We start from the raw sequence: 25,849 nt of genomic DNA on the forward strand, positions 1-25,849 counted from the left end.
GCATTTTCACTGGCCCGCGTCCCGAGTTGCGCAGATCAGGTCGAAACAAAGCGAACGCCGCCTCTGTAAATTTCGGCTGCCGTCAGGCGGTTCGTTGCAAATGCCCCGGTATCGATTGAGACGACCCCATTATTGACCGTCGGGTGATCTTTGATCGTGTGTCCGTGCACAACCCATTGGCCGTCTGCCCTGCGTCGTCTTGGAAACATCGGGTGCCCCCACAAACAGACCTGTCGCTGCTGGCTATCAACCGGCTGATCGGGATCCAGTGCGGCATGGACGACCGTGACGTTTCCGCTCGACCACATTAGTGGCCTGTCCCGCAACCATGACAACAAATCTGCGCCCATGACCTGCTTCAACTTGCCAGCAACCGCTTCGGCAATTTCATTTGTTGGATGAAGGTCAAATTCGGTAATCCCGAATGAAGCCAGTGTCTGAAATCCGCCATTCCGGAACCAATGATGTGCATAGCGTCCGGGCTCGTCCAGAAATCGCAGCAGCATGTCTTCATGATTGCCCATGAGGCATACGACCGGCCTGTTTGCTGCCGTGTCGAAGTGCTGCAGATGTCGCAGGACCTGTGCGCTGTAGTCACCCCGGTCGATGTAGTCCCCGACAAAGATCAAAGGGCATTCGTCCTCAACCCTCATCAGCAGGGCCTGAAGCAGGTCCAGCCGGCCATGAATGTCGCCAACTACGACAAACCGATCATCGGGAGCGATTCCGGGAACGGATGTTTCCCGATCGGGCCGTGCCCGGCCAATAAACCCTTTGATCCAGCTCGTAACCATGTTCTACGTTCCCTAACCCGACCCGTTGGCAACGACAATCCCGGGCCGCCCGCTCAGTACTTGACCGTCGGTGCCGGGCGTTTGATATGACAAGCTAAAGTTAGATCTGGGCCTGGCAGGTTCAAAGACGATCTTATCGCAGGCGGCCATGTGGTTTGAAAGGTTCTTGGGGATTTCATGAAACGAGTTTTGGTAACGGGGACCGCCGGGTTTATCGGGTTTCATCTGGCAAAACTGCTTTTGGCCGAAGGGTTCCGGGTGCATGGCTATGACGGCATGACCGACTATTATGACGTGGCGCTTAAACAGCGTCGCCATCAGATGTTGCTGCAAACGCCGGGCTTTTCGGTCACCGAAAACATGCTGGAAAACCACGAGCGCCTGATGCAGGTCGCAGACGACTTCAAACCCGAGGTCATCATCCACCTGGCTGGCCAGGCCGGCGTGCGCTACAGCCTTGAAGCGCCACGCAGCTACGTTGAATCCAACATCGTCGGGACATTCAATGTGATGGAGGTTGCCCGGATCCATCAGGTAGAGCACCTTTTGATGGCTTCGACGTCTTCAGTCTACGGAGCGAATGAAGACATGCCGTTCCGGGAAACCGACAAGGCCGACGGGCAACTGACCATCTATTCCGCGACCAAGAAGGCCAATGAATCGATGGGCCATTCCTATGCCCATCTGTGGGGCCTGCCGACCACGATGTTCCGGTTCTTTACAGTTTACGGCACGTGGGGCCGCCCTGATCTGGCTTACTTCAAGTTCACCGATGCCATTCTGAACGACCGTCCCATCGACATTTACAACAACGGCGACATGTATCGCGACTTCACCTATGTCGAGGATCTGGTACGGGGCATTCGCCTGCTGATAGATGCCGCCCCTGTGCGGCCTGACAGCAAAGATGAGATCGCCGAGGGAGACAGCCTGTCACCGGTTGCGCCCTTCCGGGTAGTCAACATCGGCAACTCGGACAAAGTCCGTCTGATGGACTTCATCGAAGCTATCGAGGACGCGTTGGGTAAGAAAGCGATCCGGAACTACATGCCGATGCAAATGGGCGATGTTCCGGCGACCTGGGCCGACACCAGTTTGTTGCAAAACCTGACCGGTTACAAACCCCAGACCGATATTCGTACCGGTCTGGCCAAATTCGTTGAATGGTATCGGGAGTACTATAAAATTCCCGCCGACTGAAAATGCGGAACAAAAAAAACCGGCGCTAATTGCGCCGGTTTCTTCTTAACCGCCGAAGTCGTCCAGCATGATGTCTTCGCGGTCCACTCCGAGATCCAGCAGCATGTTTATGACGGACTGGTTCATGATTGGCGGACCGCACATGTAGAACTCGCAGTCTTCCGGTGCCGGGTGGTTCTTGAGGTATTCCTCGAACAGGACGTTGTGGATGAAGCCGGTGTAGCCTTTCCAATCGTCCTCGGGCTGCGCATCCGAAAGGGCCACATGCCATTCGAAATTGTCGAACTCCTCGGCCAATTGGTCGAAATCCTCGACAAAGAACATCTCTTTCTTGGAACGCGCACCGTACCAGAAGGTGATCTTGCGGTTGCGGTTCTCAAGGCGCTTGAGCTGATCGAAGATATGGCTGCGCATCGGCGCCATACCGGCGCCACCGCCGATGAAGACCATCTCTTTCTCGGTCTCGCGGGCGAAGAATTCACCAAACGGACCCGAGATTGTAACCTTGTCACCCGGCTTCAGGTTGAAGATGTAGGACGACATCTGACCCGGCGGGATACCGTCGGACCCCGGAGGCGGCGAGGCGACCCGGACGTTCAGCATGATCATGCCTTTTTCGTCCGGATAGTTGGCCATCGAATAGGCGCGCTCGATCGGTTCGTTCACGACGGATTTGTACTGCCACAGATTGAACTTGTCCCAATCTTCGCGGTACTCGTCCTGCACGTCGAAATCGGTATAGGCCAGTTGGTGTGCGGGGGCCTCGATCTGGATGTAGCCGCCAGCGCGGAAATTGACGTCCTCGCCTTCCGGCAGATCCAGAGTCAGCGCTTTTATAAAGGTGGCGACGTTGTCGTTCGAACGAACGGTGCATTCCCACTTCTTGACGCCAAAGACCTCTTCGGGAACTTCGATGTCCATGTCCTGCTTGACCGCGACCTGACAGGACAGGCGGTCACCGCAGGATGCCTCTCGCTTGGTGATGTGGCTTTCTTCGGTGGGCAGGATCGAACCACCACCCGAATGCACCCGCACACGGCATTGCGCGCAGGTTCCGCCACCACCGCAGGCGGAAGGAACGAACAATTTCTCGGCCGCAAGCGTTTGCAGAAGTTTGCCGCCCGCCGGAACCGAGATGGTTTTCTCGCCATTGATGGTGATGTTGACGTTGCCGGTAGACACCAACCGCGAGCGTGCCGCCATAATGATGGCGACAAGCGCCAGAACGATCATCGTGAAAAGGATTACGCCTAGGCTAAAAGTTTCCATTGCGCCCTCCTTACAGTTTCACGCCAGAGAAGGACATGAAGGCCATCGCCATCAGACCTGCTGTGATGAAGGTGATGCCAAGACCCTGCAGACCGTCCGGAATATCCGAATATTTGAGCTTTTCACGCACTCCTGCCATCGCTGTGATCGCCAGCGCCCAACCAAAGCCGGAAGACAGACCATAGGTGGCGGCCTCAGCAAAGTTATAGTCACGCTCGACCATGAACAGCGAGCCACCGAGGATGGCGCAGTTCACCGTGATCAGCGGCAGGAAGATACCCAGTGCGTTGTAAAGCGGCGGGAAGTACTTATCCAGGATCATCTCGAGGATCTGAACCATCGCCGCAATTACGCCGATGTAGGAAATCAGGCCAAGGAAGGTTAGGTCCACATCCGGGAACCCGGCCCAGGCCAAGGCGCCCGGTTTCAACAGATAGCTGAGCAACAGATTGTTTGTCGGCACGGTGATCGCCTGGACGACCATAACCGAAATACCCAAACCCAGCGCGGTCGAGATCTTCTTGGAAACGGCGATGAAGGTACACATGCCGAGGAAGAAGCTAAGCGCGAGGTTTTCAACAAAGATGGCCTTTACGGCCAGAGAGATAAGCCCTTCCATCAGTGCGCCTCTACCTGCTGGATTTTGTATTCACGTTCTTCGACCTGGTTCGGCTTCCATGTGCGGAAGGCCCAGATAATCAGACCGATGATAAAGAACGCGGATGGCGGCAGCAGCAACATGCCGTTGGGCACATACCAGCCGCCATTGTTGACGGTCTCCAGAATGGTGACGCCAAACAGCGACCCATTCCCGAACAGTTCGCGGATGAAACCAACCAGCAGCAAGATCAGACCATAGCCCATTCCGTTGCCCATGCCGTCGATGAAAGACGCGACAGGCGGGTTCTTCATAGCGAACGCCTCGGCGCGGCCCATCACGATACAGTTGGTGATGATCAGGCCGACGAAGACCGAAAGCGTTTTCGAAATCTCGAAGGCATAGGCCTTGAGAACCTGATCCACCAGGATCACCAGCGAGGCGATGATCACCATCTGAACAATGATCCGGATCGAGCCCGGGATCTGGTTACGCAGGCACGAGATAAAGAAGGACGAGAACGAGGTCACGAACGTCACCGCCAGCGCCATCACGAAGGATACCTGCAGCGAAGAGGTCACCGCCAGCGCCGAACAGATGCCCAGCACCTGCAGGGTAATCGGGTTGTTGTCGACAAGCGGGTCGACCAGCATCTCTTTCTTGGTCTGAGACATTAGAACTCTCCTGCTTGCAGTTTGGCCAGGAACGGAGCGTAGCCCGCATCGCCCATCCAGAATTTCACCAGGTTATCGACGCCAACAGAGGTCAGCGTGGCACCGGCCAGCGCGTCGACATAAAAGTCCGGCCCGGCGGCAGGCTGAGACTTGGCGACCGTGATTTGCAGATCGCCCGCGTCATCACGAAGTTTCTTGCCATTCCACAGCGCTTTCCAACGCGGGTTGTCCACTTCCGCGCCAAGGCCCGGAGTTTCGCCGTGCTGATAGAACTGCAGGCCAAAAATATCGTTGCCGTTGTTTTCCAGAGCGATAAAGCCATAGAGCGTGGACCACAGGCCATAGCCGTGCAGCGGCAGGATGACCTTATCCAGTTCACCAGCATCATCCCGCAGCAGGTAGATCACTCGGTACTTGGACTTGCGGCCAATTCCCGCTGGGTCATCATCAAGTGCGACACTCAGTTCGGGGTCGCTGGCAGCAGCGATGTCGTCAAAGGTCGCTGGGTCAAACTGGTCATCGACGAATTCGCCGGTGGCCAGTTCCAGAACGTGCGGCTCAAACGCAGCGAAGGCCTCGGTCACGTTGATGCCGGGTTCGTAAACACCTGCCACCTGAAGAACGTTGACCTGCTTGTCCTTCAGTTTGTTCGCTTCCTGTGCGGGACGCAGACTGACGGCTGCAGCGGAAACGACCATTGAAGCTACCAGACAAACGGCGACGGCAACAAAGATCGTCTTGCCAACCGAGTCCGGCGAGGCCGCCAGGAACCGGGCAATTGCCCCCTTGGGTTCTTGGGGTTGCGTATCAGACATGGCGACGCGCCCTCCGTTTGATGTTGGCCTGAACGACGAAGTGATCGATCAGCGGTGCAAAGACGTTACCGAACAGGATGGCCAGCATCATGCCTTCCGGGAAAGCGGGGTTCACTACACGGATCAAAACAACCATGACACCGATCAGCGCACCGTAGATATAGCGGCCCAGATTGGTGTGGCTTGCCGAAACGGGTTCGGTCACCATGAACGCCAGGCCAAACGCGTATCCGCCCAGCACAACATGCCAGTACCAAGGCATCGCGAACATCGGGTTGGTGTCAGAACCGATCAAGTTCAACAGCCATGTAAACGCAATCGTCCCGGCCAAACAGCCCACGATCAGGCGATAATTGGCTATTTTGGTCATCAGCAAAAAGGCGAGGCCGATGATACAGGCCAACGTCGATGTTTCGCCAAAGCTGCCCTGGATGGTTCCGAAAAACGCGCTGGACCAGGTGATGCCCTCAGCCGCAAGGGCCTGAACGCCCTCAGCCGCTGTTACCCCCAACGCTGTTGCGCCCGAAAAGCCGTCGACCGGCGTCCACACTGCATCGCCCGACATCTGCGCCGGATAGGCGAAGTACAGGAAAGCACGGCCCACAAGCGCAGGGTTGAGGAAGTTCTTGCCAGTGCCGCCAAACACCTCTTTGCCGATAACGACACCGAAGATGATGCCCAAAGCCACTTGCCACAGGGGCGTGGTTGCCGGCATGATCAACGTGTAAAGCATTGAAGTGACAAGGAAACCTTCGTTCACCTCGTGGCCGCGCACGGTGGCAAAGATGACCTCGAAGATACCGCCTGCGACAAGTGTGACGATGTAGATCGGCAGGAAGTAAAGCAATCCGTGCATCACGTTGGCAAACAGGCTGGACGGGTCCAGTGAAATGCCAAACATCTGCAACAAGGCGATCCGCCAGCCCGTGGCTGAGTCCGGCCCAAGGGCCGCAATCGCGGAATTGGCCTGATAGCCCGTATTCCACATGCCCCACAGGATACAGGGGATCGTCGCGATCACGACATAAGTCATGATCCGCTTCATATCCACATAAGACCGCGCGTGGGGGGCGACGGAGGTGACTGTTTTCGGAGTGTAGATGAAGCTTTCGACCATCTCGTAGATGGGGAAAAGCTTCTCGTACTTGCCGCCCTTGGTAAAGTTCGGCTCGATCCGGTCAAAGAAGTTGCGCAAACCCATTCGGATCAGCCCTCCTTTTCAATCTTGGTCAGGCAGTCGCGCAGCGCCAGCCCATATTCATATTTCGCCGGACAGGCAAAGCCCACAAGGCCCAGATCCTCTTCGTCCAGCTCCAGCGCACCCAGCGCCTGTGCGGTGTCCGTATCCATCACCAGCAAAGCACGCAACAATTGGGTCGGCAGGTAATCCTGCGGCATCAACTCTTCGAACGTGCCGGTAGGAACCATGGCACGGCGACCGCCGTTCAGGTTCGACGTCAGCGCGTACAGCTTTTTGGCAAAGGCCGAGCCCAACACAGGCTGAACCGCGAATTTCGAAGGCATCGGTCGGATCCAGCCCATCGGGATCTGGTCCGCGTCTTCGCGAATGATTGTAATCTGACGCGCAAAGCGGCCCAGATACGCGGTCGGACCCTCGGCGTGCTGACCGGACAGGATCGACCCGGAAATGATCCGGGCGCTGCCGTCAACATTGACCTCGTCACGGGTCAGATCATCGGTCGATGCGCCCATGACCGTGCGGATCAGGCGCGGTTGACGTGCCCCGGGACCTGACAGCGCAATTACAATATTCGGGTCCAAATGGCCGGTCTGCATCAGACGGCCAATGGCGATCACATCCTGATAGCCGATCGTCCAGACACGCTTGTCCCCTGCCAGCGGCTCGAGGAAATGGATATGCGTTCCGGCCAGGCCTGCGGGGTGCGGTCCGGAAAAACCCGCCGCTTCAACCCCGGGCAATTCGGTGCCGGGCAAGGTGTCACCATCCTTGTGGCACAGATAGGTTTTGCCGTCCGTCAGGTGTGAAATCGCGCCGAGCCCGGCGGCAAAGGCATCACCGGCATCGGCGATGATCAGTGCTGCATCCGCTGCCAGCGGATCACTGTCCATTGCGGTTACGAAAATCGCTGCGGGTCTGGTGCCCGGTTCAGGCATCTTCGAATACGGGCGGGTTCGGAATGCGGTCCAAAGACCTGCGGCGCAAAGCTTTGCCGCAACACCTTCGGCGCTGTCCGTGTTACCCGTGCCCGAGAAATCGATGCCGGTGTCGTTGACATCCGAAACCTCAATCACGACGCTTTGGAGCACGCGCCGGGCGCCGCGATTGATGGCAATGACCTTACCGCTGAGCGGTGCGACCATCATCGCATCAGGCGCATCCTTATGGCAAAACAGCGGCGCGCCGCGCTGTACTACTTCACCTTCCTGAACCAGCATCTTGGGCTTCAGCCCCACAAAGTCCCTGCCCAGAACGGCAACCGTCGAAAACTCGGGCCCCGGCTGAATCTTCTGTTCGGGCGCTCCCTCTATCGGCAGATCCAACCCTTTTTTAAGTTTGAAAGTTTGCATGTTGCTACGTTCTTCCAAGCCTCTTATTTGCGCCCGCTATCACCGACCTTAATCAGGTTGGCACAGGATAGCGCGGATATTCATACGATTATTGTCGCAAAAGCGCCAGAAACCGGTTGAATTCCGTAAGCATAACTTCGGTCCCGGTCCCTTTACGCGGGGAATACCACAAACGCAAACCTGTTACCGCCTAAATTAAAGTTCTCAGGTCACAATACCGAAACAAACCTGTGTTTTTTCGGAACAAGTCCAAAAAATAGGATATCGCCCTGCCCGTTCTTCCGGTGTAAGCAGCCGATATGAACACTTCCGACGATCTGGACATCTTTCTGGTTGCCACTCCGGGCCTTGAAGCGCCGCTTTGCGCCGAGGCGCTGGAACAGGGATTCGCAGACGCGCGCAAAGTGCCGGGCGGCGTCAGCTGCCGGGGCAACTGGGCCGAGGTATGGCGCGCCAATCTTGTCCTTCGAGGCGCCAATAAAGTTCTGGTGCGGATCGGCAGCTTCCCGGCCATCCACCTGGCGCAGCTCGACAAACGGGCCCGCAAATTTCCCTGGGCTGACGTCCTGCTGCCCGATCTCCCCGTCCGGGTTGAAGCTACCAGCCGAAAGTCACGCATTTATCATGCCGGAGCGGCCCGACAGCGCATCGAAAGAGCGATCTCGGAAACTCTTGGGGCTCCGATCTCCTCGGACGCGGACATACGTGTGTTGCTGCGGATCGAAAGGGACATTTGCACAATCTCGATCGACAGTTCAGGCGATCCGCTGCACAAGCGCGGCCACAAACCAGCGATTGCAAAGGCCCCCATGCGGGAAACCATGGCGGCCATGTTCCTGCGGGAATGCGGATTTGACGGGACGGAGCCCGTTTTGGACCCGATGTGCGGCTCAGGCACTTTTGTCATCGAAGCGGCCGAAGTAGCCTTAGGTCTGGCACCGGGGCGGTCGCGGCACTTTGCCTTTGAAAAGCTTGCAACTTTCCGCACCGACGAATGGGAAAAACTGCGCCAACTTGCTCCTCCGCACGATTCTGTTCCGACGTTCCACGGATCGGATCGAAACGCCGGGGCGGTCGAGGCCGCATCCACCAACGCAGCACGCGCTGGCGTCGCGCAGATTACGCGGTTTCAGCACCGCGCGATCAGCGACATCAAGCCACCCGAAGGACCGCCGGGACTGGTCATAGTCAATCCTCCCTATGGCGGCAGGATCGGCGATGAAAAGCGGTTGCGGTCCCTTTATGGCAGCATGGGAAAAGTGCTGATGTCACGATTTGCCGGCTGGAGAGTCGGCATTGTAACCAGCAGCCAGTCGCTGAGCCGCGCAACCCGGCTGCCGCTGTTGCCACCGGGACCCATAGTGGACCATGGCGGAACAAAGATTCGCCTGTATCGCACCGATCCACTGACCTGATGCTATCTGTCCGACAAGTGAATTGTTCAGACGAAGTTTTTAATCGGTTTTTTCGAGAATATTTCCTAACGACCACCCTAGAATTCCTCTTGCGCATCCAGTTCACCGGGTATAGATCACCCGCCACGGTCGGAGTGTAGCTCAGCCTGGTAGAGCACTGTCTTCGGGAGGCAGGGGTCGGAGGTTCGAATCCTCTCACTCCGACCAATAAAATCCTCAGCCCCTTTTGAATTTTTCTTTGATAGATCTGGTTAGGTCTTACTCAAGCCAGTAACGCCAGGTCATGGCCGGTGGTTTTTTTGCGCGTGGCCATGGACTTGGCGTCCTTGCCACCAATGGTCAGGGTGAGGTCTTTGAAAAACCCCTTACTGTCGAACCACCAGCGATGGGAATAGACTTTGGTTCGTTTTGGCTTCGGTACGTCGCGCTTGTATTGTTCATTGCAGTAAATATCCCAATGGCCTTTGGTGGTTAGCGTTGGCATCCCGACGTGGCCTGCGCGGTCGCGTCCGCCGTGGACCAACCCGCCGGCCAGCGCCAGCACCTTGTCCCGACCGCTATAGTAATTCGTGAAGCGTTTACTGCGATTGCCAAGCACCAGCCCCCCCCACGCGCCTTTCTCGAGCCAGGCTGAATCCACATCGGCCGATGCAAACATGACCTGATCGACACCCCAGCTGCTCCCTGAACCTGCCGAGTCACCAAAATCGGAGAAGGCGCGTAAAACAACAAATGCACCCATAGAATGCGCGATAAGGTGAACTCTTGGTTTCGGCGACATCGCCAGCAACGGTAGTACTCCGTCGCCCACAAGATGAGGGGCCACTGCCTTGGCATCGGAACGATCCTTGTCATAGCTGAGAACAGAACCGTCGCTTGGCCAGTCGAACGCAACGACCGCGCCCTTGTATCCTTTTGATCTCACACCCTTTTCGATCTTGGCAAGCCGGTCCAACATTTCCTTCTGGGACGTGTTGAAACCGTGAACGTAAATCAGGACGTCTTTGTCACCTCCTGCCTTCTGCACCATCTCAAGCCACTTCTTTTGCTTGATGATGCCTCCTTTCCGGATGCGCCCGTCGGAACTTGTATGTGAGATCGAGACGTACCGGGTTTTCGCGGCAGGTTTTATCGTGAACTTCTTTTTTGAAGCATTGTAAGTACGCCGGGAGAAAAACAAAGCCATCCTGTGAACTCCTTTTAACCAATCCATAAAATCTGCCACAGAAAAGAGTTTCTGGCAAAAATATTGGTGAATTTCTGATACTATGTAACCGCGCTACTGACCCGAAGCCCGCTAATTTCGGACGGCTGGCCGCAGAGTTGACACCAGGACCCGACTGCCCGGGAATAGGAGTATTCGGGAGGGATCTGTTTCAAAGAAATTTCTATCTAAATACCTTGGAGGGAGTAATGACCGCGCGAGATATTTCATTTGCCAGTTTCAATTTGTTGAACCTTAACCTGCCGGGCCAGGCCATTTACGGCGACTCCGATGGATGGGATCAGGCCACCTATGAAAAGAAGATAGCGTTCACCGCGAAGGCGCTGAGCAGAATTGATGCGGACGTGGTCGGCGTGCAGGAGCTTTGGGCCGAGGACGCGCTGCAAGCGGCGCTGGACAACTCGTCCTTGACGGGAACCCATACACTGTTGGTGCCCGAAGATCACAATGACAAGAAGATCGTATGCGCCGCCGCTGTGCGTTCGGACATTCTGGTGGATCAACCAGAATGGATCGAAGATTTTCCCGAGGAATGTGTTTTGCAGTCGACAGGAGATGATCCGCAGCAACCTGATATTTCCGTGGCGCTGGATGGCTTTTCCCGCCCTGTCATGCATTTTCAGGTCCGCCCCGATCCTCGGACACCGATTATTCATGTGTTCGTCTGCCATTTCAAATCTCGCCGCCCGGCCCAGATCTGGCGCGAGCGGGGTTGGTATGACAGGGACGTTCACGGCCCGCATATCACGTCACTGGGCTATGCTATCTCGACCGTGCGCAGGACCGCCGAAGCGGCCGCTTTGCGCGTGATCATAACCAACCTGACAAAGAAAACGGATACCCCTGTGGTTCTGATCGGCGACATGAATGACGGCAAGGAAAGCAACACGCTCAATATTCTGTCAGAACAGCCAACCTACCTGTCGCCTCTGTCTTCGGGAGGAGCCGACAACGCGCTTTATACCGCGCAAACCATGCAGGAATACCGTTCGACGCGCGACGTATATTACACGCATGTGTTCAAAGGACAGCGCGAAAGCTTGGACCACATCATGTTCAGTCAGGAATTCTACGACAATTCGAAGAAGCGCCTTTGGGCTTTTGACGAGATGCTGGTGCAGAATGACCACCTGAACCATGACGATCATAAAGAAAGCGGAACCACGGATCATGGGATTATTCGCGTGGGTTTTCAGTGGAAGCCTGCACCCGGCCAAGGCAGTTGATATTGTTTGGTTTCCGGGTACTTTCCGACCATTTTAATGGCCATATGGGATCACGCCGGATACGCCACCCGGCTATCTGGATAGCTTTTTTGGCACTTCCACAACCTGTGCCATTGAACGCGGACAACCGTAGCGGCTTGTGACGGCATCGGTGTAATCGGGCGGAACGTTCCCCCTCAGGTTGCGTAATTGCAAGTTTTATGTTATGTTTTTAGATATTTAGTATGAACATTTAGTCGGCGCAGCCGTTTTTTAGTTTTTTAAGGAGTGACTGATGCGGTATCTTGTTGTTATCATTTTGATATTGGTTGCCGCGAACGCGGTGATCAAAGAGTCTGCGGCCTACGCCAACACCTCCTGCAATCCCAAATATGAAAAATGCGGCTGGTAGTGCGGTTACGCGAAACTCTTTGATTGACGCAACAGAGTCGGGGAACCGAAAACATGGGCAACTATGCTGTTTGGGCCATCGGTCTGGGTGGGCTGATACTGCTGTTCGAGGCGTACAAGGAATACACAACCTCTGACGCCGTGGACAATCTGAAATCCAACAACCAGGCATCTCGTAAAGAGCTTGAAAACGTCCGAATGTCGGCACTGACCACCAAGGCCGAAAACCGCCGTGGTCTGGCGATATATATGGTGTTCTTTGTCGGCATCTACTTCGTGATGCTGATGTCGCCGGAACTGATCGCGACCTTTGTGATGGGCAGCAAGGAAGCGACGGCCGCGACAGGCGGGTCCAACGTTGTGGCCCGATCCATCGTTAACCCGGAGGCTGGTGCGGGGCCTGCCGTTGATCCGCGTACTCTGCCGTTCTGGCTGGCCATCGCCATCACCTTTGGGGCCGCTTCACCCACCTTTCAGGTCATCGAGCGCAAAATCCGCGCCATCGCCTATTTCTTTGCCGGTGTACCCAGAAACATTTTTCGGGTGCTGCAATCTCTCGAAGATCTGAATTACGGAAGCTATGGAGATGGCGAGACCCTGCCGCTGTGGAAAGCTTTTCGTGAGAAGATCGCGGCAAGTAAGGTTGACCCGATCATGGATGGAATGGTGCAAAGCATCGAAAGCTCGTTGCGCTGTATCGATTTGCTGCAACCGCCAATCATCGGGCCGCAAAGCTCGGCCTTCCGGCAATTGTTCAACGAAGATACCCCTCTGGCGCGGATCGACGACCTGCGATCACGGTACGCCAGCATTCTGGGCCGCATTGCCAACTTCAAGCTGGAAAAAGACACCTTGCAAAGCCTGCAGGATGAAACCGCAAAACTGGCGGACTCGATGCAGTGTCTGTTTGCGCTTTATTCGATCAGGTCGCGCAAAGTGCCCGAAGCACTGATGAACACGCCAACGGCACAGATCATCGAAAAAGTGACTGGTGAAGACACCGCGCAATCCCTGCACGACATCACGCTTGCAAGTATTTTCGGGGCGGTTTTCAGCTATGTCCTGGTTGAACAGGTGGCCATGTTCAGCAGCAACGTAAGCGATGCGACCGAATTGCGCGAAATCTGCGCCGCCATGCTGATCCCCCTGATCCCGTCACTTATCCTGCTGGCGTTTCTTACCATACTGCTGCGGCATCTCAGGATGGATCAGGGCAGCTGGCCCCGCAGTGACGATATACAAATTCCGTTCTGGGACTATGCCAAGCTTGCTTTCTGGCCCGCCTTCCTGGCCACGGTTCTCTATGGTGCGATAACCTGCATCGGCGCGGATGGTGTCGTTCGACACGCGCTGGACGGTGACGGCAGCGCGATGATCACAACAGGCCTGAATTTCCTGAAGGATGAAATCGAACAGTTGCCGCGCATCTTTTTGCTGTCTTACGTGACGGCCTGCGCCCTGTTGTTCGTTGCGGATCAGCATGACCGGATGCGCTGGTTCGTGACGGTCGGTATCGCCCTGGTGGTATCGGCATTCCTTCTGATGGTGGCAAATCTGGCCGCAAGCCTGTTCAATATTGTCCCCCCGGCGACGGGCCTTGGCCTGCTGGACATCGCAATCATGGTAACGCTTCCCTATTCCATTTTCCTGGTCTTTTACGCAATCGCCGCCGAACTGGCTGAAACCGGGTCGATGAAGAAAATCCTGTCAGTTGTCGGCACCCGCATCCGCGAGCCCCAGAGATCGGATGGTCGCTCATGACACGCCCTGCTGTTTTGGCGTTCGCCTTGGCGGCTTTGGCCTGGCAAGGCACTGCCTCTTCTGTCACGGCCGAAGCGGATCTGATCGTTGGGGTGCGAACGGACGCCCCGCCTTTTTCGTATCTCGCGGTGCGTGATCGCGAAGGACGTTTGACCAGCGATACGCCGCCTCTTGCGTCGGGTGAGGTGTTCACTGGCTACATGGTCAATATCTGCGCCACGGTCCTTGAAGAACTGCAGAAGTCCCGCGATTTCATCGTTGAATGGAAGGCTGTCGAGGCGCGGGACCGGTTCACCGACCTACAAAGCGGCAAAATCAACATTCTCTGCGATCCGGCCACCATTACCCAAGAGCGTTTGTCCTATCCCGGCGTGCTTGTTTCCCCGCCGGTCTATCTGTCTGGTGTCGGAAGGGCGGAGACGACGCGTGACCAGTGGGCTGGTCACTGGCCCTGTATCGGCCCGGTCGCAGGGATCGTGGAAGGCACCACGGCACCGCGTTCTATTAGGCTGATTGCAGAAAAATACGGGTTCGGCGAGACATTCTCGGAAATCGTCAGAATGCATCCGGATGTAGACAAGGTCGTGCTCAGCGACGATGAGAAAAAACGCCTGACCGATTGCCCGGATGCCGTGGCTGGGTTGACGTGGGATGTGGGTTCGCTTGCTAAATATGTCAGCGCCGATGCGGCCGATACAGATCCTGACGCTGCCTATGTTGTCCGCAGTTACCCAAACCATGAAAAACTGGCGCAAGCGCTGTGCGACGGGCAAATCTATTACTCGGTTGGCGATCTTGAGATCGTGACGCTGGCATTGAAATCCTACATCGACAGAAACCCGGATTGTCAGGCCCGTGCGGACGCTCAGGTCTATTCTGAAGAGCGCTATGGCATTTTCGTCCACTTGTCAGATCAGATGAACAGTTCGGACCAACTCGCCTTGGCGTTTCTGCAGCAGCTCACGATCGAGATCCACAAGGGTCACGATTCAATCCTTGTGCGAAGTTTTTCGGATAATTTTGACCGCAACAAGATTTCACGCTCCTTGGATCTGTTCCTGTGGAATCTGGTCGCCGGGGCCAACTGACGGCGGACGTGTCACCCAAGATAGTCTCGCAGCGCAGGCGGCGGGTTATCAAAAAGTGTGGATGTCTCGGTGACCGGGTGCGCCAGCCCATCCGCCACCAGAACCGAATGACTTGCGATCCGTCTTGCATCCTGTGGATCATGGCTGACCATCATCATTGTCGTTCCGGCCTCGGTCGTCAGGGCAGAGACAAGATCCAGCATTTCCGCCTTGAGCGCCGGTCCCAGAGCGGCAAACGGCTCGTCCAGCAAAAGCAAAGGCCGCTGTTGTACCAGCACGCGGGCAAGGGCAACACGGCTTTGTTGACCGCCCGACAATTGTGCCGGTCGCCGGTCCGCTATATCGGGCAAGCCAACACGATCCAGCGCGGAATGCACCTGTGCCTGCTCATCGGCTGACAACCGGCCGTTCGGATGCAAACCCAGGGCGATGTTCTGGCCAGCGGTCAGATGAGGAAACAGGTTCCCATCCTGAAACAGCATCGCCAGCGGGCGCTGCCCCGGCGGTAATCCGGTAATATCGCTGCCGCGCCAGTAAATTTGCCCCGCGGCCAGATCGCGAAACCCAGCAATCGCTTCTAAAAGGGTCGACTTTCCCGCACCGGAAGGACCAATGATCGCAACCCGTGATCCGGTTTCGATTTGCAGGTTCGCGCGTAATACGAAATCGCCATTTGAAATCGCACAGCCATCAAGCTTCAGCATGCCAGCGCCCTCCTCGATCCAAAAGCCAGAATGCCCCCATCGAAAGCGCCAGCAGCAACAGGGCGCCACCGGCCGCTGCCTCCATCTGATAGGCTCCCATCAGCCGGTAAATCTGAAGCGGAAGCGTGGCAATTTGTGCATCGGCAAATAGCGCGATGACCCCCAGATCCCCCATGGACAGTGCCGCCGCCAGACCCGCGGCAAATCCGATTTGCGGTCGCAAACGCGGCAGCAAAATGCGTGTCACAAAACTCCATCTGCTCATATCCAGTGACAGTGCCAGGCGACCGTATTGCGCAACAACCTCGCGCGTCGATGGAACAAGTATCCTCAGGGCAAAGGGCAACGCCATGACGCCATTCACCAGCGCCGTTACAGGCAGGGCCAGAACAGTAGGGTTGGCAAGTGGGCGGATCAGGATGAACAGCCCGGTGCCGATGACCAGAGGTGACGCCGCCAATCCAAGTATACCGCAGAGTTCGACGATCCCGTATCGCCCGGTTGCAACCGTCATCGCCATCGGCAAGGCCAGAAGCAGCAGAACGACGGTGCTGGCTGCCGCGACCAAAACGGAAATCAAGGCCGCCCGGTACACCAGCACCGGTATCTCGAACACTCCCGAAAGTCCGGAGATCACGACCGAGGTCAACGGCAGCAGGAGAAAGACCGCCGCTGCGCTGATCCAGAAGGCATCAAACGCCCGCGTCCCTTCATCCCAGCGTCGGATGGAACGATCCAGCCCGGCACCAAACCCGTCACCCCTGGAGAACCTGAGCGCTGCCAGGGCCGCAGTCGCGGTCAGAACCAGTTGCACCCCGGACAGAAGCGCGGCGCGACCCAAGTTGAAATCATAGGTAAAGGCCTGGTAAATCGCGAGTTCTATCGTGGTCGCGCGTGGTCCACCACCCAAAGTCAGGGCAACTGCAAAACTGGTCAGGCAAATGGCAAAAACAACGGCCAGAACACCGGGCAGGATACGCGCCAGCATAGGCATTTCGATCAGCCGGAACATGGCCCATCCGTTGCAACCCAACTGGGCGGCCAATCGAAACCTTTCGGACGGGATCTCCTGCCACCCCTGCAGGATCAGACGCGTGGCCAAGGGGAGATTAAAAAAAACATGCGCCAGAACCACGCCATGCAGACCATAGATGCGGATCGGCGGTAGCCCAAAAACCGCTAGAACGTCTGAAATCCAGCCCGCTCGGCCGAAAACCTGCAGCAAGCCGATGATGGCGACAATGACCGGCAAAATGAACGGCGCCCCCAGCAGCGCGATCAGAACCGCCCGCCCGCGAAAACGCCGCCGGGCCAGCGCGCGGGCGACAGGAACGGCAAGCCCTGCACTGAAAATGGCGGACAACACCGCCTGAACCAGCGTGAACCGAAGGGCTGACCAATCGGCCGGTCCGAACCCACTTGCGGAGTCGGCACGCATGGCAACTGCGGCGAGCGTACCAAGAATAAGCACGGCAACCAGTGTCGCCGCGCCAATACCCGGCGTCGGATTTACTGGCTGAGCGCGCCCAGCCATTCCGCCAACGCCTCGTCCCGCACGGCTGCCGCCTGATCAGACTCCAGCAGCAAAGATTTTTCCGGTACGGTCAGTGTATCAAACCCTTCGGGCAGGCCCGCCGCAGGCGTTACCGCCGGATACATCCAGTTTGTTGTCGGAATGATCTGCTGAAAGGCGTCCGAAACCATGAACTGCAAAAACTGGTCAGCCAGTTCAGGCTGATCGGTTCCGGCCAGTTTTCCGGCTACTTCGACCTGCATATAGTGACCTTCGTCAAATGCGGCCGCCGCCTTGCTTGCATCTTCTTCAGCGATCAGGTGATAGGCAGGTGATGTGGTGTAACTGAGAACCATGTCAGCCTCACCCTCAAGAAACAGTCCATACGCCTCGGACCAGCCCTTGGTGACGGTCACGATATTATCAGCCAGTCCTGCCCAGATTTCGGGGGCTTCGTCGCCATAGGCGGCTTTGACCCACAGCAACAGGCCAAGCCCTGGTGTGGATGAACGCGGATCCTGAATGATGATTTTGGTATCACCGTCGGCCAGCTCACGGAAATTGGCCGGTGCTGCTGCGTCGGCATTATGGACAAACGCGAAATACCCCCAGTCGTAAGGCGCAAATACGTCATCGTTCCATTCTACGGGCAAAGTGTATTCGGCGCTGACTGAACTGGGCGCAAACAGGCCGGTTTCCTTTGCTGCCGCAATCAGGTTGGTGTCCAGACCCAAGACGACGTCTGCATCCGAGTTTTCACCTTCCAGACGGATGCGCGACAGCAAGGCGGCACCGTCTTCCACACCAACAAGGTTCAGTTTGCAGTCGCAGACCGCTTCGAATGCTTCCTTGACCTGCGGACCCGGACCCCAATCCGAGACGAAGCTGTCATAAGTATAAACGGTCAGCTGAGGTTTGTCGGCGGCGAAGGCCGAAGTCGCGCTCAGAATTCCCGCAGCAATCAGCAGATGTTTCATATCATCCTCCATTGCGGCGAGAGGGCAAGGATGGATCAATCCGTCACCTTTCCCTCCGCCGGTTCTAGCCGGTTCAGGTTCAACGGGTTCGCTATGGGCGTCTCAGCGCGGCATTCCGCGCACCCCGAGGTGAGGCCGTGATTAGGGTGATGTCGAAACAATTTCAACCAAATTCGCCCTTCACGCTTCACTGGCATGAAGGATGCTTCTCAACTGGCGGGATCAGGGCAGATCAACCTGCGAGCCCACGCTTTGCACCTGCAGCCATTCAATCGCGGCGCGGGTCTCGCGTCGCGATCGGCCAAGTCCTGTGGTCTCGACGAAATAACCATGAGTGGGTGTTATTTTTTCATCAAACAGACGCACGACGCGACCTTCGGCCAGATCCTGATCGATCAAGGGCAGCCAGCCGACAATCGCGCCCTGCCCTTCTGCGGCACCCCGCAGCAGAACATTGGCATCTTCAAAGATCGGACCACGCAAAGGGCCATCAACCGGGACATTCATCGCCCGGAACCAGTCGAGCCAACCCCAGTGGTTCCTTTGATGCAACAGCGGACAGTGCAACAGGTCTTGGGGCTCATTCACCGGACCGTGCCTCAGGACAAATGCCTCCGACGCTATGGCAACGGGGGCAAGCTCGATCAGCTTGATCGCGGTTTCGGGCATCTCGGCCATTCGTTCCCAGCGGATCACGATGTCGATGTTTGCCCGGTTCAGCGTGCCGGGTTGATAAGAAGGAACCACCTCCAGCTCGATCTCGGGGTGGTCGTCCCAAAAATCACCGATCCGGGGCATCAGCCAGCGGGCGGTGAAAATCGGCCCCGCAGCAAGTCGGACCACTTTGCGGGAGCTGCGGCGAACCGAGCGCACCGCGTCATCCAGAATTTCAAATGCCTGAGCCGTTGCTGCCGCCAGACGCCTGCCATCTTCGGTCAACGCGACCTCGCGCCCGGCCCGTTCAAACAGCTTGACGCCCAGCTGCTCTTCCAGCCCTCGAATGTGATGGCTGATCGCCGTGGGTGTGACCGACAATTTCTCGGCCGCAATTCGAAAACTGCCCTGGCGGGCGGCTGCATCGAAGGCGCGAAGGGCGGGAAGAGAGGCGGTCACGAATTTCCCTAATGTAAGTTTTACTCATCAATTGCTGAGAAAACGGCTTTTGTAAACAAGCCCTATGGCTGTGTAGGCTGACTTTGAATGAAGCTGAGCTCATGATATTAGGCCCATGTCTACGCGCCGGCGCGGTCGCAAGGACCGTCTGACACAAGATAACAGCGACGAGGCCAGCCCTGCGGTATGGCCGGGTGTGGTTGGCGGGTGCCTGAAACCGCTGTCCCCGAATGAAGTCGCTCAGACCGAGGAAGCCGCATTGCTGCTGCTTGAGACCCTCGGACTAAGTCAGCCGACCCCATCCATGGTCGACAAGGTGACGGCAGCGGGCGGGACGCTGGGCGATGACGGACGATTGTTGTTTCCGCGCGCCCTTGTGCGCAAGTCGATCAAGCAGGCAAGGCGGAATTTCGTCCTTTGCGGGCAAGTTCCTGAAAACGATCTGCGGATCGAAGGCACGCGGGTCCATATGTCAACCGGCGGCGCCGCGCCGGGTGTCTTCGACATCGATACGGGCCACTACCGCCCTTCAACCCTGGCCGACCTGTATGATGCCGCCCGACTGGTCGACAGGATGGAGAACATCCATCATTTCAGCCGTCCGGTCGTTGCGCGCGACGTTGACCCTGCTGCGGCAATGGACCTCAACACTGCCTATGCCTGCCTGATGGGCACGTCCAAGCATGTTTCCGTCTCGATTACCGAACCCGAAAACGTCCCGGCCATTGCCCGCCTTTGTTACAGGATCGCAGGTGACGAAGCCGCCTTTCGCGCGCGACCGTTCCTGACTGTCATGGTCTGTCATGTTGTGCCGCCCATGCGCTTCGCAGAAGAGGCTTGTGAAGTGCTCGAGGCCGCTATTCTTGCGGGTTTTCCGGTACAATTGATCAGCGCGGGACAGGCCGGGGCCACAAGCCCGGCCACTTTGGCCGGGTCACTTGTACAGGCCGTGGCTGAAACGCTCGCCGGATTGGTTTTTGCCCGCCTGGTCGATCCGCAGGTTCGCGCGGTTTTTGCACCCAAACCTTTGGTCGCCGACCTGCGCACCGGGTCGATGTCTGGTGGCGGAGGGGAACAGGCGATCCTGATGGCCGGTGCGGCGCAGATGGGGCGGCATTTCAACTTGCCGACTTCGTCCATAGCCGGGATTACCGACGCCAAGACACTGGATTCCCAATACGGGGCTGAGAAATGCCTGGCAGTCGCCATGGCGGCACATGCGGGATCGAACATTGTCACGCAGGCCGCTGGCAGTCATGCCAGTCTTCTGGGCGTTTCATTGGAAGGCTATGTCAGCGACAACGACCTTTTGGGCAATGTGCTTCGAACAATCCGTGGGATCGAAGTTACGACCGACAACATTGCAGCGCAGGTGATCGCCGATGTGTGTCGGGGTCCGGGTCACTACCTGGGTGAGGTTCATACCTACGACCGAATGAAATCGGACTATTTCTATCCTCATGTTGGCGACAGGCGCGCACCGGTTGACTGGCAGGAAGATGGCGCACGTCCAGTCGGCGAAATGGCGAGGGCCAAGACGCGTGAGTTGCTTGCAAATCATTTCCCTTCACACATTCCGGATGCGGTCGATCGCGATGTGCGACAGCAATTCGACATTCGCCTGAGCCGCCGCCGGATCGGGAGAGAGCCATGACCGGTCGTACCGCCGGCGCTTTCAGCGCGCTCGAAACAAGAACAATCCATGGGGATGCTGCATGACTCTGCCTCACCATGCCCGCACCATCGTGATAGGCGGAGGCGTGATCGGGTGCTCGGTCGCCTACCATCTGGCCCGTGAGGGTCGCAAAGACATCATCGTGCTCGAACGTTCCAAATTGACCTCGGGCACCACATGGCATGCGGCGGGTCTGGTGCGTCGCTTGCGCCCGTCGGCCACTCTGACAAAGCTGGTCAACTATTCGATTGACCTATATGGGGCGCTCGAACGTGAAACCGGGCAAGCGACGGGCTGGGTTCAAACCGGGTCGCTGACGCTGGCCACGAATGGTGATCGCCTAACCAACATCAAACGTCAGGTTTCGCTGGGCCGTGCGTTCGGGCTTGAGGCCGAAGTGGTCGATGCGGTCCGCGCGCAGGACCTATGGCCTCTGATCACTGTGGACGACGTCCTGGGGGCAGTCTGGTCACCCGCCGACGGCAGGGTCAACCCATCCGATGTTGCGTTGGCGTTGTCGAAAGGGGCCCGGGCGCGCGGAGTGCAATTATTCGAGGACACCAAAGTAACGGGCCTGCAAAAAAAAGCCGGTCGGATTGCAGCCGTCGAAGTCGGTGACCACCTGATCGAAGCTGAAGAGGTGGTGATCGCATGTGGACTGTGGTCCCGCGAAGTGGCGGCCATGGCCGGCGCGCATATGCCCCTTTACGCCTGCGAGCATTTCTACATGCTGACCAAGCCGCTGCCCGAAGTGCAGGCGCTTGGGCCGGGCGCACATCTGCCGACGCTCAACGATCAGGATGCGTTCCTGTACGCCCGCGACGATGTCGAAGGGCTTCTGGTGGGTTCATTCGAACCCCATGCCAAAGGCCTGCCGCTGGACCGCCTGCCTGCTGATTTCAGCTTCGACCTGCTGGACGAAGACTGGGATCATTTAATGCCAATGATGGAAAACGCGCTGCGACGCATTCCCGCGCTGGAGCGTGCCGAAGTGCGGATGCTGCTGAACGGTCCTGAGAGTTTCACCCTCGACGGCCAATTCATGTTGGGCGAAAGCTCGGATGTTCCTGGACTGTTTCTGATCGGTGGGATGAACTCCACCGGTATCGCGCTGGCCGGGGGCGCGGGCATGGCAATGGCCGAATGGATCATTGCCGGCGAGCCGACGATGGAACTAAGCGAAGCCGATATCCGGCGGTTCAGCCCGGAGATGAACGTTCTGGGCGCGCTGGAGGCACGCATTCCCGAAGTTCTGGGACGCCACTACGACAATCCCTACCCCGGGCACTCGATGGAGACTGCGCGGGGGCAGCGTCGCTCGCCTGTTCACGAGGGGCTGGTGGCCGCAGGGGCACGATTTGAATCCCGCGGCGGATGGGAACGTGCAGTGCATTTCGGCGGTGAAGCCGCCCACTTGCCGCTGACCTTCGGAGTGCCCGCATGGCGCGAGCAGGTCGGCCGCGAAGTGGCCGCCTGCCGCCAGGGTGCCGCCATTCTGGACCAGAGTGCGTTCGGCAAGATCATGATCCAAGGCCCCGATGCCTGCGCCTTTCTGAACCGGCTGTGTGCGGCGCAGATAGATGTTGCCGAGGGTCGGATTGTGTACTCGCAAATCCTGAACAAACGTGGCGGAATCGAGAGCGACGTGACGGTTCAGCGGCACGGCCCGCAAACCTTCCTGATGATCACGGGTGCAAGTGAAGTTGTGCGTAACCTGAAAAGGATGCGTGAAACGCGGGGCGTATATCGTGTTGAGTTTACTGATGTAACAAGCGGATATGCCATCCTGGGTCTCGCCGGACAAAGGGCCTGCCATGTTCTTCAAGCGACCACAAACACTCCCCTGCCCGATCTCAAGAGATTTCAATTCAGGCCCGCTGAAATCGGCCCCGCCCGTGGCTGGGTCGGGCGCCTGAGCTTTACCGGCGAAGAAGGGTTCGAACTCTATATCCCAGCAGAAATGGCGATGGCCGCGCATGAGGCGCTGGTGAGGGCCGGGGCGACCCATGCTGGTCTCTTTGCTAGTGGTTCTTTGCGGATTGAAAGCGGCTTTCGGGCCTTTGGCCACGAACTGACCCCCGGCACCACACCCGCCGAAGCCGGGCTTGCGGCCTTTTGCGCATTTGGCTCTGGTTTTGTGGGTGAAGATGCGCTGCTCGAGCTGGAAACGAAAAAACGGATTGTTTCGCTGCTGTTTGATGATCCGGCCGCGATACCGATCCACGATGAGCCGATCTATCTGAACGGGCGCGCCATCGGGCAGATAACGTCTTCGGCCTGGAGTTATCGGTTCAACCGATCTGTGGCCTTGGCAGTTGTGCACGATATCCAGCGGTCTTTCGAAGAAAAATCCTGGACTGCGGATGGCACGCTGCCTGTTGAAGTTGAAATCGCCTGTGTGCGGTTTTCGGCGCAGGCCACTTTGAAACCCGCGAAGGAAGCATTTTCGTGGCGGACGTGACGCGCACCACCCGTGTCGCCATCATTGGCGGCGGTATCATGGGGGTCGCTGCGCAGTTTCAGCTAGCCGAAAACGGCTGGACAGATACGCTTCTGTTCGAGAAAGCGGAATTGACAAGTGGCTCGACCTGGCACGCCGCGGGGCAGATCGCCCACGCCGTCAGCAGCCGTGTCGCTGGATGGATCAACAAAAACTCGATCGCAACCTACAAGCAGGTTGAAAAAGAGACGGGCCAAAGCATCGGCTGGCATGAAGTCGGCGGTTTTCGCATTGCCACCACCGATGATGAGGTTGACTGGATGAAATCCATCATGGGTGTGGGCAAGATGCTCGATCTGCCGATGGAACTGGTCGGGCCGGATGAGGTTGCAAAAGGCAATCCGTTTTACAAGGTCGACAACGTCAAGGCGGCAGTCCGGACGTTCGAAGACGGACATATCGACCCGTCCGGCGTGACCCAGGCGCTGGCAGCGGCTTCCCGCGCGCGTGGGGCCAAAATTGACCGCCGCAATCAGGTTCTGGGCGCAAGCCGACGAGGGGACATTTGGCTGCTGCGCACGGAAAATGGTGAAGTACTGGCCGAACACGTGGTGATCGCCGCAGGCAGCTATGCCAATCAGGTTGGAGAGTGGTTTGGTTTGAAAATCCCCTCGGTCTCGTGCCTACATCACTATCTGGTCACTGATGCCGTGCCTGAATTCGAAAACCGCCCGGAACTGCCGGTTATGCGCGACAACACCTTTGGCGGGTATATCAGACAGGAACAGAAGTCCGGCCTGATCGGAATATACGAAGGCCATATTTGCCCGACCGTCTGGACAATGCCGCAGGGTGCGCCCTGGAAGGCCGAAAATGAACTGTTCGAAGCCGATTACGACTCGATTGGCGACTTCTTGATGATCGCCTTTGAGAAAATGCCTGTCCTTGCTGATCTGGGCATCAAGCGAGTGGTTCGGGGTGCAATCACACACACACCCGACGGGGGGATGCTGGTTGGGCCCTCGGGTGCGCCGAATGTCTGGCTGTCCTGTGGGTCGTCTATCGGCCTCGCGTGGGGCGGCGGTGCGGGCAAGGTGCTGGCCGACTGGATGGTTCACGGCGAAACGCAGATCAACACAAGGTCGATGGACCCGCGTCGCTACGGCGATTTTGCCAGTGACACCTTTATCCTCGAACGCACCAAAGATGAATTCATGCGCCGCCATGACACGCCCTGCCCTGGCAAGCAGTTCACGTCCCTTCGCCCGATCAAGCGACATCCGCTGTATGATCGGTTGGCCGCCAAAGGCGCGGTTTTCGGCGAGATCGCAGGGTGGGAACGCCCACGGTATTTTGGCATGCCGGGTGAAGTCGAGCAGATAGGCTGGGGGCACCAACCATGGCACACCAACGCCATGGCCGAGGCGCAAGCAACCCGCGCGTCCGCTGGCGTAGTTGATCTATGCGCATTTGCTCAGTTCGAAATTTCAGGCCCGGATGCCTGCAATTTGCTGGACAGGTTGTCTGCAAACACAATCCCCTCCCGCGACGGCGGCATAAGCCTGAACCACCTGTTAACGCCCAATGGACGGTTCGAAACCGAGATGACGATCTGGCGCATTGCCCGGGATCGGTATTTCACAGGCTCCGCAATAGCCCGCGCCAAACCGGACTTTGATTGGATCCGATCACACATTCGGCCAGGCGAGGACGTGCGGATGATCAACCGAACTTCGGACTGGGGGATGCTGGCCCTGTCCGGTCCGAACTCGCGCAAAATCCTGCGTGAACTTACCGACGCGGATCTGTCGAATGCCGCCTTCCCCTGGTTGTCGGGGCAGGAAATCAACGTGGCGGATGTGCCAGTCTATGCCTTGCGAGTATCTTTTGTTGGAGAGTTGGGTTGGGAGATTCACGCGCCGCTGCACCGGATCGCAGAGATCTATGATGCGCTCCACGCGGCAGGTGCCGGACACGGCCTGATTGATTTTGGCAGTTACGCCTTCAACGGCATGCGAATGGAGAAGGCCTATCGCGCGTCGGGCGAACTGACCACCGATGTCGGTCCGCTGGATGTCGGTTTGGACCGTTTCGTTCGTGCAGAGAGGCGCGATTTCATTGGGCGGAATGCCTTGTTGGCCCACGCGCCGGAATGGGAACTGCTTTATTGCGAACTGCACTCAGATCGTTTCGACATTCATGGCGGAGAACCCGTCCTGCGTAACAGCGTTGTTGTCGGCCTGACAACGTCGGGTGGATATGGTTACACGATCAGAAAATCTCTGGGCTGGCTGTTCGTGCGCAGGGGCACCACACGCAATGGGCTTTCGGTGCAGATTCTGAACCAGGACATACCTGTTACAGTCCATGACGAAGCCCTTTTCGACCCAAAGAACCTGCGCCCCCGATCCGAGGAGTAAAT

General features: G+C 57.5%; 20 protein-coding genes, 1 tRNA gene and 1 riboswitch. Of the genes, 9 read left to right on the forward strand and 12 right to left on the reverse strand.

The window, feature by feature from the left end; genetic code table 11:
* Positions 1-35: 35 nt before the first annotated feature.
* Positions 36-794, reverse strand: coding sequence for a metallophosphoesterase (locus ACR0JW_RS05750; protein WP_170678856.1), 759 nt, complete (start codon positions 792-794; stop codon positions 36-38).
* Between the two features lie 177 nt (positions 795-971).
* Between ACR0JW_RS05750 and ACR0JW_RS05755 the strand changes: the two genes are divergently transcribed.
* Positions 972-1,994 (forward strand): NAD-dependent epimerase/dehydratase family protein, encoded by a 1,023-nt coding sequence (locus tag ACR0JW_RS05755; RefSeq protein ID WP_480713678.1) that lies wholly within the window; start codon positions 972-974, stop codon positions 1,992-1,994.
* A gap of 45 nt (positions 1,995-2,039) precedes the next feature.
* Here ACR0JW_RS05755 and nqrF read toward each other — a convergent pair whose 3' ends face one another.
* The 6 genes from nqrF to ACR0JW_RS05785 are packed head-to-tail and all read right to left on the reverse strand — an operon-like array spanning position 2,040 to position 7,900.
* The gene (gene nqrF, locus ACR0JW_RS05760; protein ID WP_170678858.1) at positions 2,040-3,263 is read right to left on the reverse strand and encodes an NADH:ubiquinone reductase (Na(+)-transporting) subunit F; all 1,224 of its coding nucleotides are present in this window, start codon (positions 3,261-3,263) and stop codon (positions 2,040-2,042) included.
* Between the two features lie 10 nt (positions 3,264-3,273).
* Entirely contained in the window at positions 3,274-3,882 is a 609-nt protein-coding gene (gene nqrE / locus ACR0JW_RS05765; protein ID WP_170614093.1) for an NADH:ubiquinone reductase (Na(+)-transporting) subunit E, read from the reverse strand.
* Positions 3,882-4,535, reverse strand: a complete 654-nt coding sequence (locus tag ACR0JW_RS05770) for an NADH:ubiquinone reductase (Na(+)-transporting) subunit D (protein WP_170614094.1) — start codon at positions 4,533-4,535, stop codon at positions 3,882-3,884. The genes nqrE and ACR0JW_RS05770 overlap by 1 nt, the downstream gene beginning before the upstream one ends.
* Positions 4,535-5,350 carry a Na(+)-translocating NADH-quinone reductase subunit C gene (locus ACR0JW_RS05775; protein ID WP_170678859.1) on the reverse strand — a complete coding sequence of 272 codons (816 nt, stop codon included), beginning with the start codon at positions 5,348-5,350 and terminating at the stop codon, positions 4,535-4,537. Before ACR0JW_RS05775 ends, ACR0JW_RS05770 begins: the two co-directional genes overlap by 1 nt.
* Positions 5,343-6,551, reverse strand: a complete 1,209-nt coding sequence (locus ACR0JW_RS05780; protein WP_170678860.1) for an NADH:ubiquinone reductase (Na(+)-transporting) subunit B — start codon at positions 6,549-6,551, stop codon at positions 5,343-5,345. Before ACR0JW_RS05780 ends, ACR0JW_RS05775 begins: the two co-directional genes overlap by 8 nt.
* Positions 6,552-6,556: 5 nt before the next feature.
* Positions 6,557-7,900 carry a Na(+)-translocating NADH-quinone reductase subunit A gene (locus ACR0JW_RS05785; RefSeq protein ID WP_480713679.1) on the reverse strand — a complete coding sequence of 448 codons (1,344 nt, stop codon included), beginning with the start codon at positions 7,898-7,900 and terminating at the stop codon, positions 6,557-6,559.
* A 299-nt stretch (positions 7,901-8,199) separates the two neighbouring features.
* Between ACR0JW_RS05785 and ACR0JW_RS05790 the strand changes: the two genes are divergently transcribed.
* Positions 8,200-9,315, forward strand: a complete 1,116-nt coding sequence (locus ACR0JW_RS05790) for a THUMP domain-containing class I SAM-dependent RNA methyltransferase (protein ID WP_480713680.1) — start codon at positions 8,200-8,202, stop codon at positions 9,313-9,315.
* A gap of 130 nt (positions 9,316-9,445) precedes the next feature.
* Positions 9,446-9,522 (forward strand) — tRNA-Pro (locus ACR0JW_RS05795).
* 55 nt (positions 9,523-9,577) lie between these two features.
* Here the strand turns inward: ACR0JW_RS05795 and ACR0JW_RS05800 are convergent.
* Positions 9,578-10,540, reverse strand: a complete 963-nt coding sequence (locus ACR0JW_RS05800; protein WP_170678921.1) for an alpha/beta fold hydrolase — start codon at positions 10,538-10,540, stop codon at positions 9,578-9,580.
* A gap of 188 nt (positions 10,541-10,728) precedes the next feature.
* Here ACR0JW_RS05800 and ACR0JW_RS05805 point away from each other — a divergent pair, with 188 nt between their 5' ends.
* The 3 genes from ACR0JW_RS05805 (at position 10,729) to ACR0JW_RS05815 (ending at position 15,005) form a co-directional block, all read left to right on the forward strand.
* Positions 10,729-11,766, forward strand: a complete 1,038-nt coding sequence (locus ACR0JW_RS05805; RefSeq protein WP_170678923.1) for an endonuclease/exonuclease/phosphatase family protein — start codon at positions 10,729-10,731, stop codon at positions 11,764-11,766.
* Positions 11,767-12,210: 444 nt separating this feature from the next.
* Positions 12,211-13,917: a hypothetical protein gene (locus ACR0JW_RS05810; RefSeq protein ID WP_170678925.1), complete on the forward strand. Its 1,707-nt coding sequence runs from the start codon at positions 12,211-12,213 to the stop codon at positions 13,915-13,917.
* A complete protein-coding gene (locus tag ACR0JW_RS05815) occupies positions 13,914-15,005 on the forward strand; it encodes a transporter substrate-binding domain-containing protein (RefSeq protein WP_170678927.1) in 1,092 nt (363 codons plus the stop codon). The genes ACR0JW_RS05810 and ACR0JW_RS05815 overlap by 4 nt, the downstream gene beginning before the upstream one ends.
* A gap of 11 nt (positions 15,006-15,016) precedes the next feature.
* Here ACR0JW_RS05815 and ACR0JW_RS05820 read toward each other — a convergent pair whose 3' ends face one another.
* The 4 genes from ACR0JW_RS05820 to ACR0JW_RS05835 form a co-directional block, all read right to left on the reverse strand.
* Positions 15,017-15,709 carry an ATP-binding cassette domain-containing protein gene (locus ACR0JW_RS05820; protein WP_170678929.1) on the reverse strand — a complete coding sequence of 231 codons (693 nt, stop codon included), beginning with the start codon at positions 15,707-15,709 and terminating at the stop codon, positions 15,017-15,019.
* Positions 15,696-17,243, reverse strand: a complete 1,548-nt coding sequence (locus ACR0JW_RS05825) for a thiamine/thiamine pyrophosphate ABC transporter permease ThiP (protein WP_170678931.1) — start codon at positions 17,241-17,243, stop codon at positions 15,696-15,698. Before ACR0JW_RS05825 ends, ACR0JW_RS05820 begins: the two co-directional genes overlap by 14 nt.
* Positions 17,219-18,199 (reverse strand): thiamine ABC transporter substrate binding subunit, encoded by a 981-nt coding sequence (thiB, locus tag ACR0JW_RS05830; RefSeq protein WP_170678933.1) that lies wholly within the window; start codon positions 18,197-18,199, stop codon positions 17,219-17,221. The genes ACR0JW_RS05825 and thiB overlap by 25 nt, the downstream gene beginning before the upstream one ends.
* Before the next feature lie 32 nt (positions 18,200-18,231).
* Positions 18,232-18,336, reverse strand: a riboswitch (TPP riboswitch).
* 85 nt (positions 18,337-18,421) lie between these two features.
* Entirely contained in the window at positions 18,422-19,312 is an 891-nt protein-coding gene (locus tag ACR0JW_RS05835; RefSeq protein ID WP_170678935.1) for a LysR family transcriptional regulator, read from the reverse strand.
* A 115-nt stretch (positions 19,313-19,427) separates the two neighbouring features.
* Between ACR0JW_RS05835 and ACR0JW_RS05840 the strand changes: the two genes are divergently transcribed.
* The 3 genes from ACR0JW_RS05840 to ACR0JW_RS05850 all read left to right on the forward strand — a co-directional run bounded on the left by ACR0JW_RS05840 (position 19,428) and on the right by ACR0JW_RS05850 (position 25,847).
* Entirely contained in the window at positions 19,428-20,966 is a 1,539-nt protein-coding gene (locus ACR0JW_RS05840) for a trimethylamine methyltransferase family protein (protein ID WP_480713681.1), read from the forward strand.
* Positions 20,967-21,027: 61 nt separating this feature from the next.
* Complete coding sequence (locus tag ACR0JW_RS05845; RefSeq protein ID WP_170678939.1) at positions 21,028-23,448, forward strand: GcvT family protein; 2,421 nt, start codon at positions 21,028-21,030, stop codon at positions 23,446-23,448.
* A complete protein-coding gene (locus ACR0JW_RS05850; protein WP_170678941.1) occupies positions 23,436-25,847 on the forward strand; it encodes an FAD-dependent oxidoreductase in 2,412 nt (803 codons plus the stop codon). The genes ACR0JW_RS05845 and ACR0JW_RS05850 overlap by 13 nt, the downstream gene beginning before the upstream one ends.
* Positions 25,848-25,849 lie beyond the last annotated feature (2 nt).

The sequence above is a fragment of the Ruegeria sp. BG6 genome, from assembly GCF_056538465.1.

What these genes read in the sequence shown, in the direction of transcription:
- ACR0JW_RS05770 (WP_170614094.1), bottom strand. Translation starts at nt 4,535, where the DNA reads ATGTCTCAGACCAAGAAAGAGATGCTGGTCGACCCGCTTGTCGACAAC.
- ACR0JW_RS05785 (WP_480713679.1), bottom strand. Translation starts at nt 7,900, where the DNA reads ATGCAAACTTTCAAACTTAAAAAAGGGTTGGATCTGCCGATAGAGGGA.
- ACR0JW_RS05775 (WP_170678859.1), bottom strand. Translation starts at nt 5,350, where the DNA reads ATGTCTGATACGCAACCCCAAGAACCCAAGGGGGCAATTGCCCGGTTC.
- nqrE (WP_170614093.1), bottom strand. Translation starts at nt 3,882, where the DNA reads ATGGAAGGGCTTATCTCTCTGGCCGTAAAGGCCATCTTTGTTGAAAAC.
- ACR0JW_RS05780 (WP_170678860.1), bottom strand. Translation starts at nt 6,551, where the DNA reads ATGGGTTTGCGCAACTTCTTTGACCGGATCGAGCCGAACTTTACCAAG.
- ACR0JW_RS05755 (WP_480713678.1), top strand. Translation starts at nt 972, where the DNA reads ATGAAACGAGTTTTGGTAACGGGGACCGCCGGGTTTATCGGGTTTCAT.
- nqrF (WP_170678858.1), bottom strand. Translation starts at nt 3,263, where the DNA reads ATGGAAACTTTTAGCCTAGGCGTAATCCTTTTCACGATGATCGTTCTG.
- ACR0JW_RS05825 (WP_170678931.1), bottom strand. Translation starts at nt 17,243, where the DNA reads ATGGCTGGGCGCGCTCAGCCAGTAAATCCGACGCCGGGTATTGGCGCG.
- ACR0JW_RS05820 (WP_170678929.1), bottom strand. Translation starts at nt 15,709, where the DNA reads ATGCTGAAGCTTGATGGCTGTGCGATTTCAAATGGCGATTTCGTATTA.
- ACR0JW_RS05750 (WP_170678856.1), bottom strand. Translation starts at nt 794, where the DNA reads ATGGTTACGAGCTGGATCAAAGGGTTTATTGGCCGGGCACGGCCCGAT.
- ACR0JW_RS05790 (WP_480713680.1), top strand. Translation starts at nt 8,200, where the DNA reads ATGAACACTTCCGACGATCTGGACATCTTTCTGGTTGCCACTCCGGGC.
- ACR0JW_RS05805 (WP_170678923.1), top strand. Translation starts at nt 10,729, where the DNA reads ATGACCGCGCGAGATATTTCATTTGCCAGTTTCAATTTGTTGAACCTT.
- ACR0JW_RS05810 (WP_170678925.1), top strand. Translation starts at nt 12,211, where the DNA reads ATGGGCAACTATGCTGTTTGGGCCATCGGTCTGGGTGGGCTGATACTG.
- thiB (WP_170678933.1), bottom strand. Translation starts at nt 18,199, where the DNA reads ATGAAACATCTGCTGATTGCTGCGGGAATTCTGAGCGCGACTTCGGCC.
- ACR0JW_RS05845 (WP_170678939.1), top strand. Translation starts at nt 21,028, where the DNA reads ATGACTCTGCCTCACCATGCCCGCACCATCGTGATAGGCGGAGGCGTG.
- ACR0JW_RS05840 (WP_480713681.1), top strand. Translation starts at nt 19,428, where the DNA reads ATGTCTACGCGCCGGCGCGGTCGCAAGGACCGTCTGACACAAGATAAC.
- ACR0JW_RS05815 (WP_170678927.1), top strand. Translation starts at nt 13,914, where the DNA reads ATGACACGCCCTGCTGTTTTGGCGTTCGCCTTGGCGGCTTTGGCCTGG.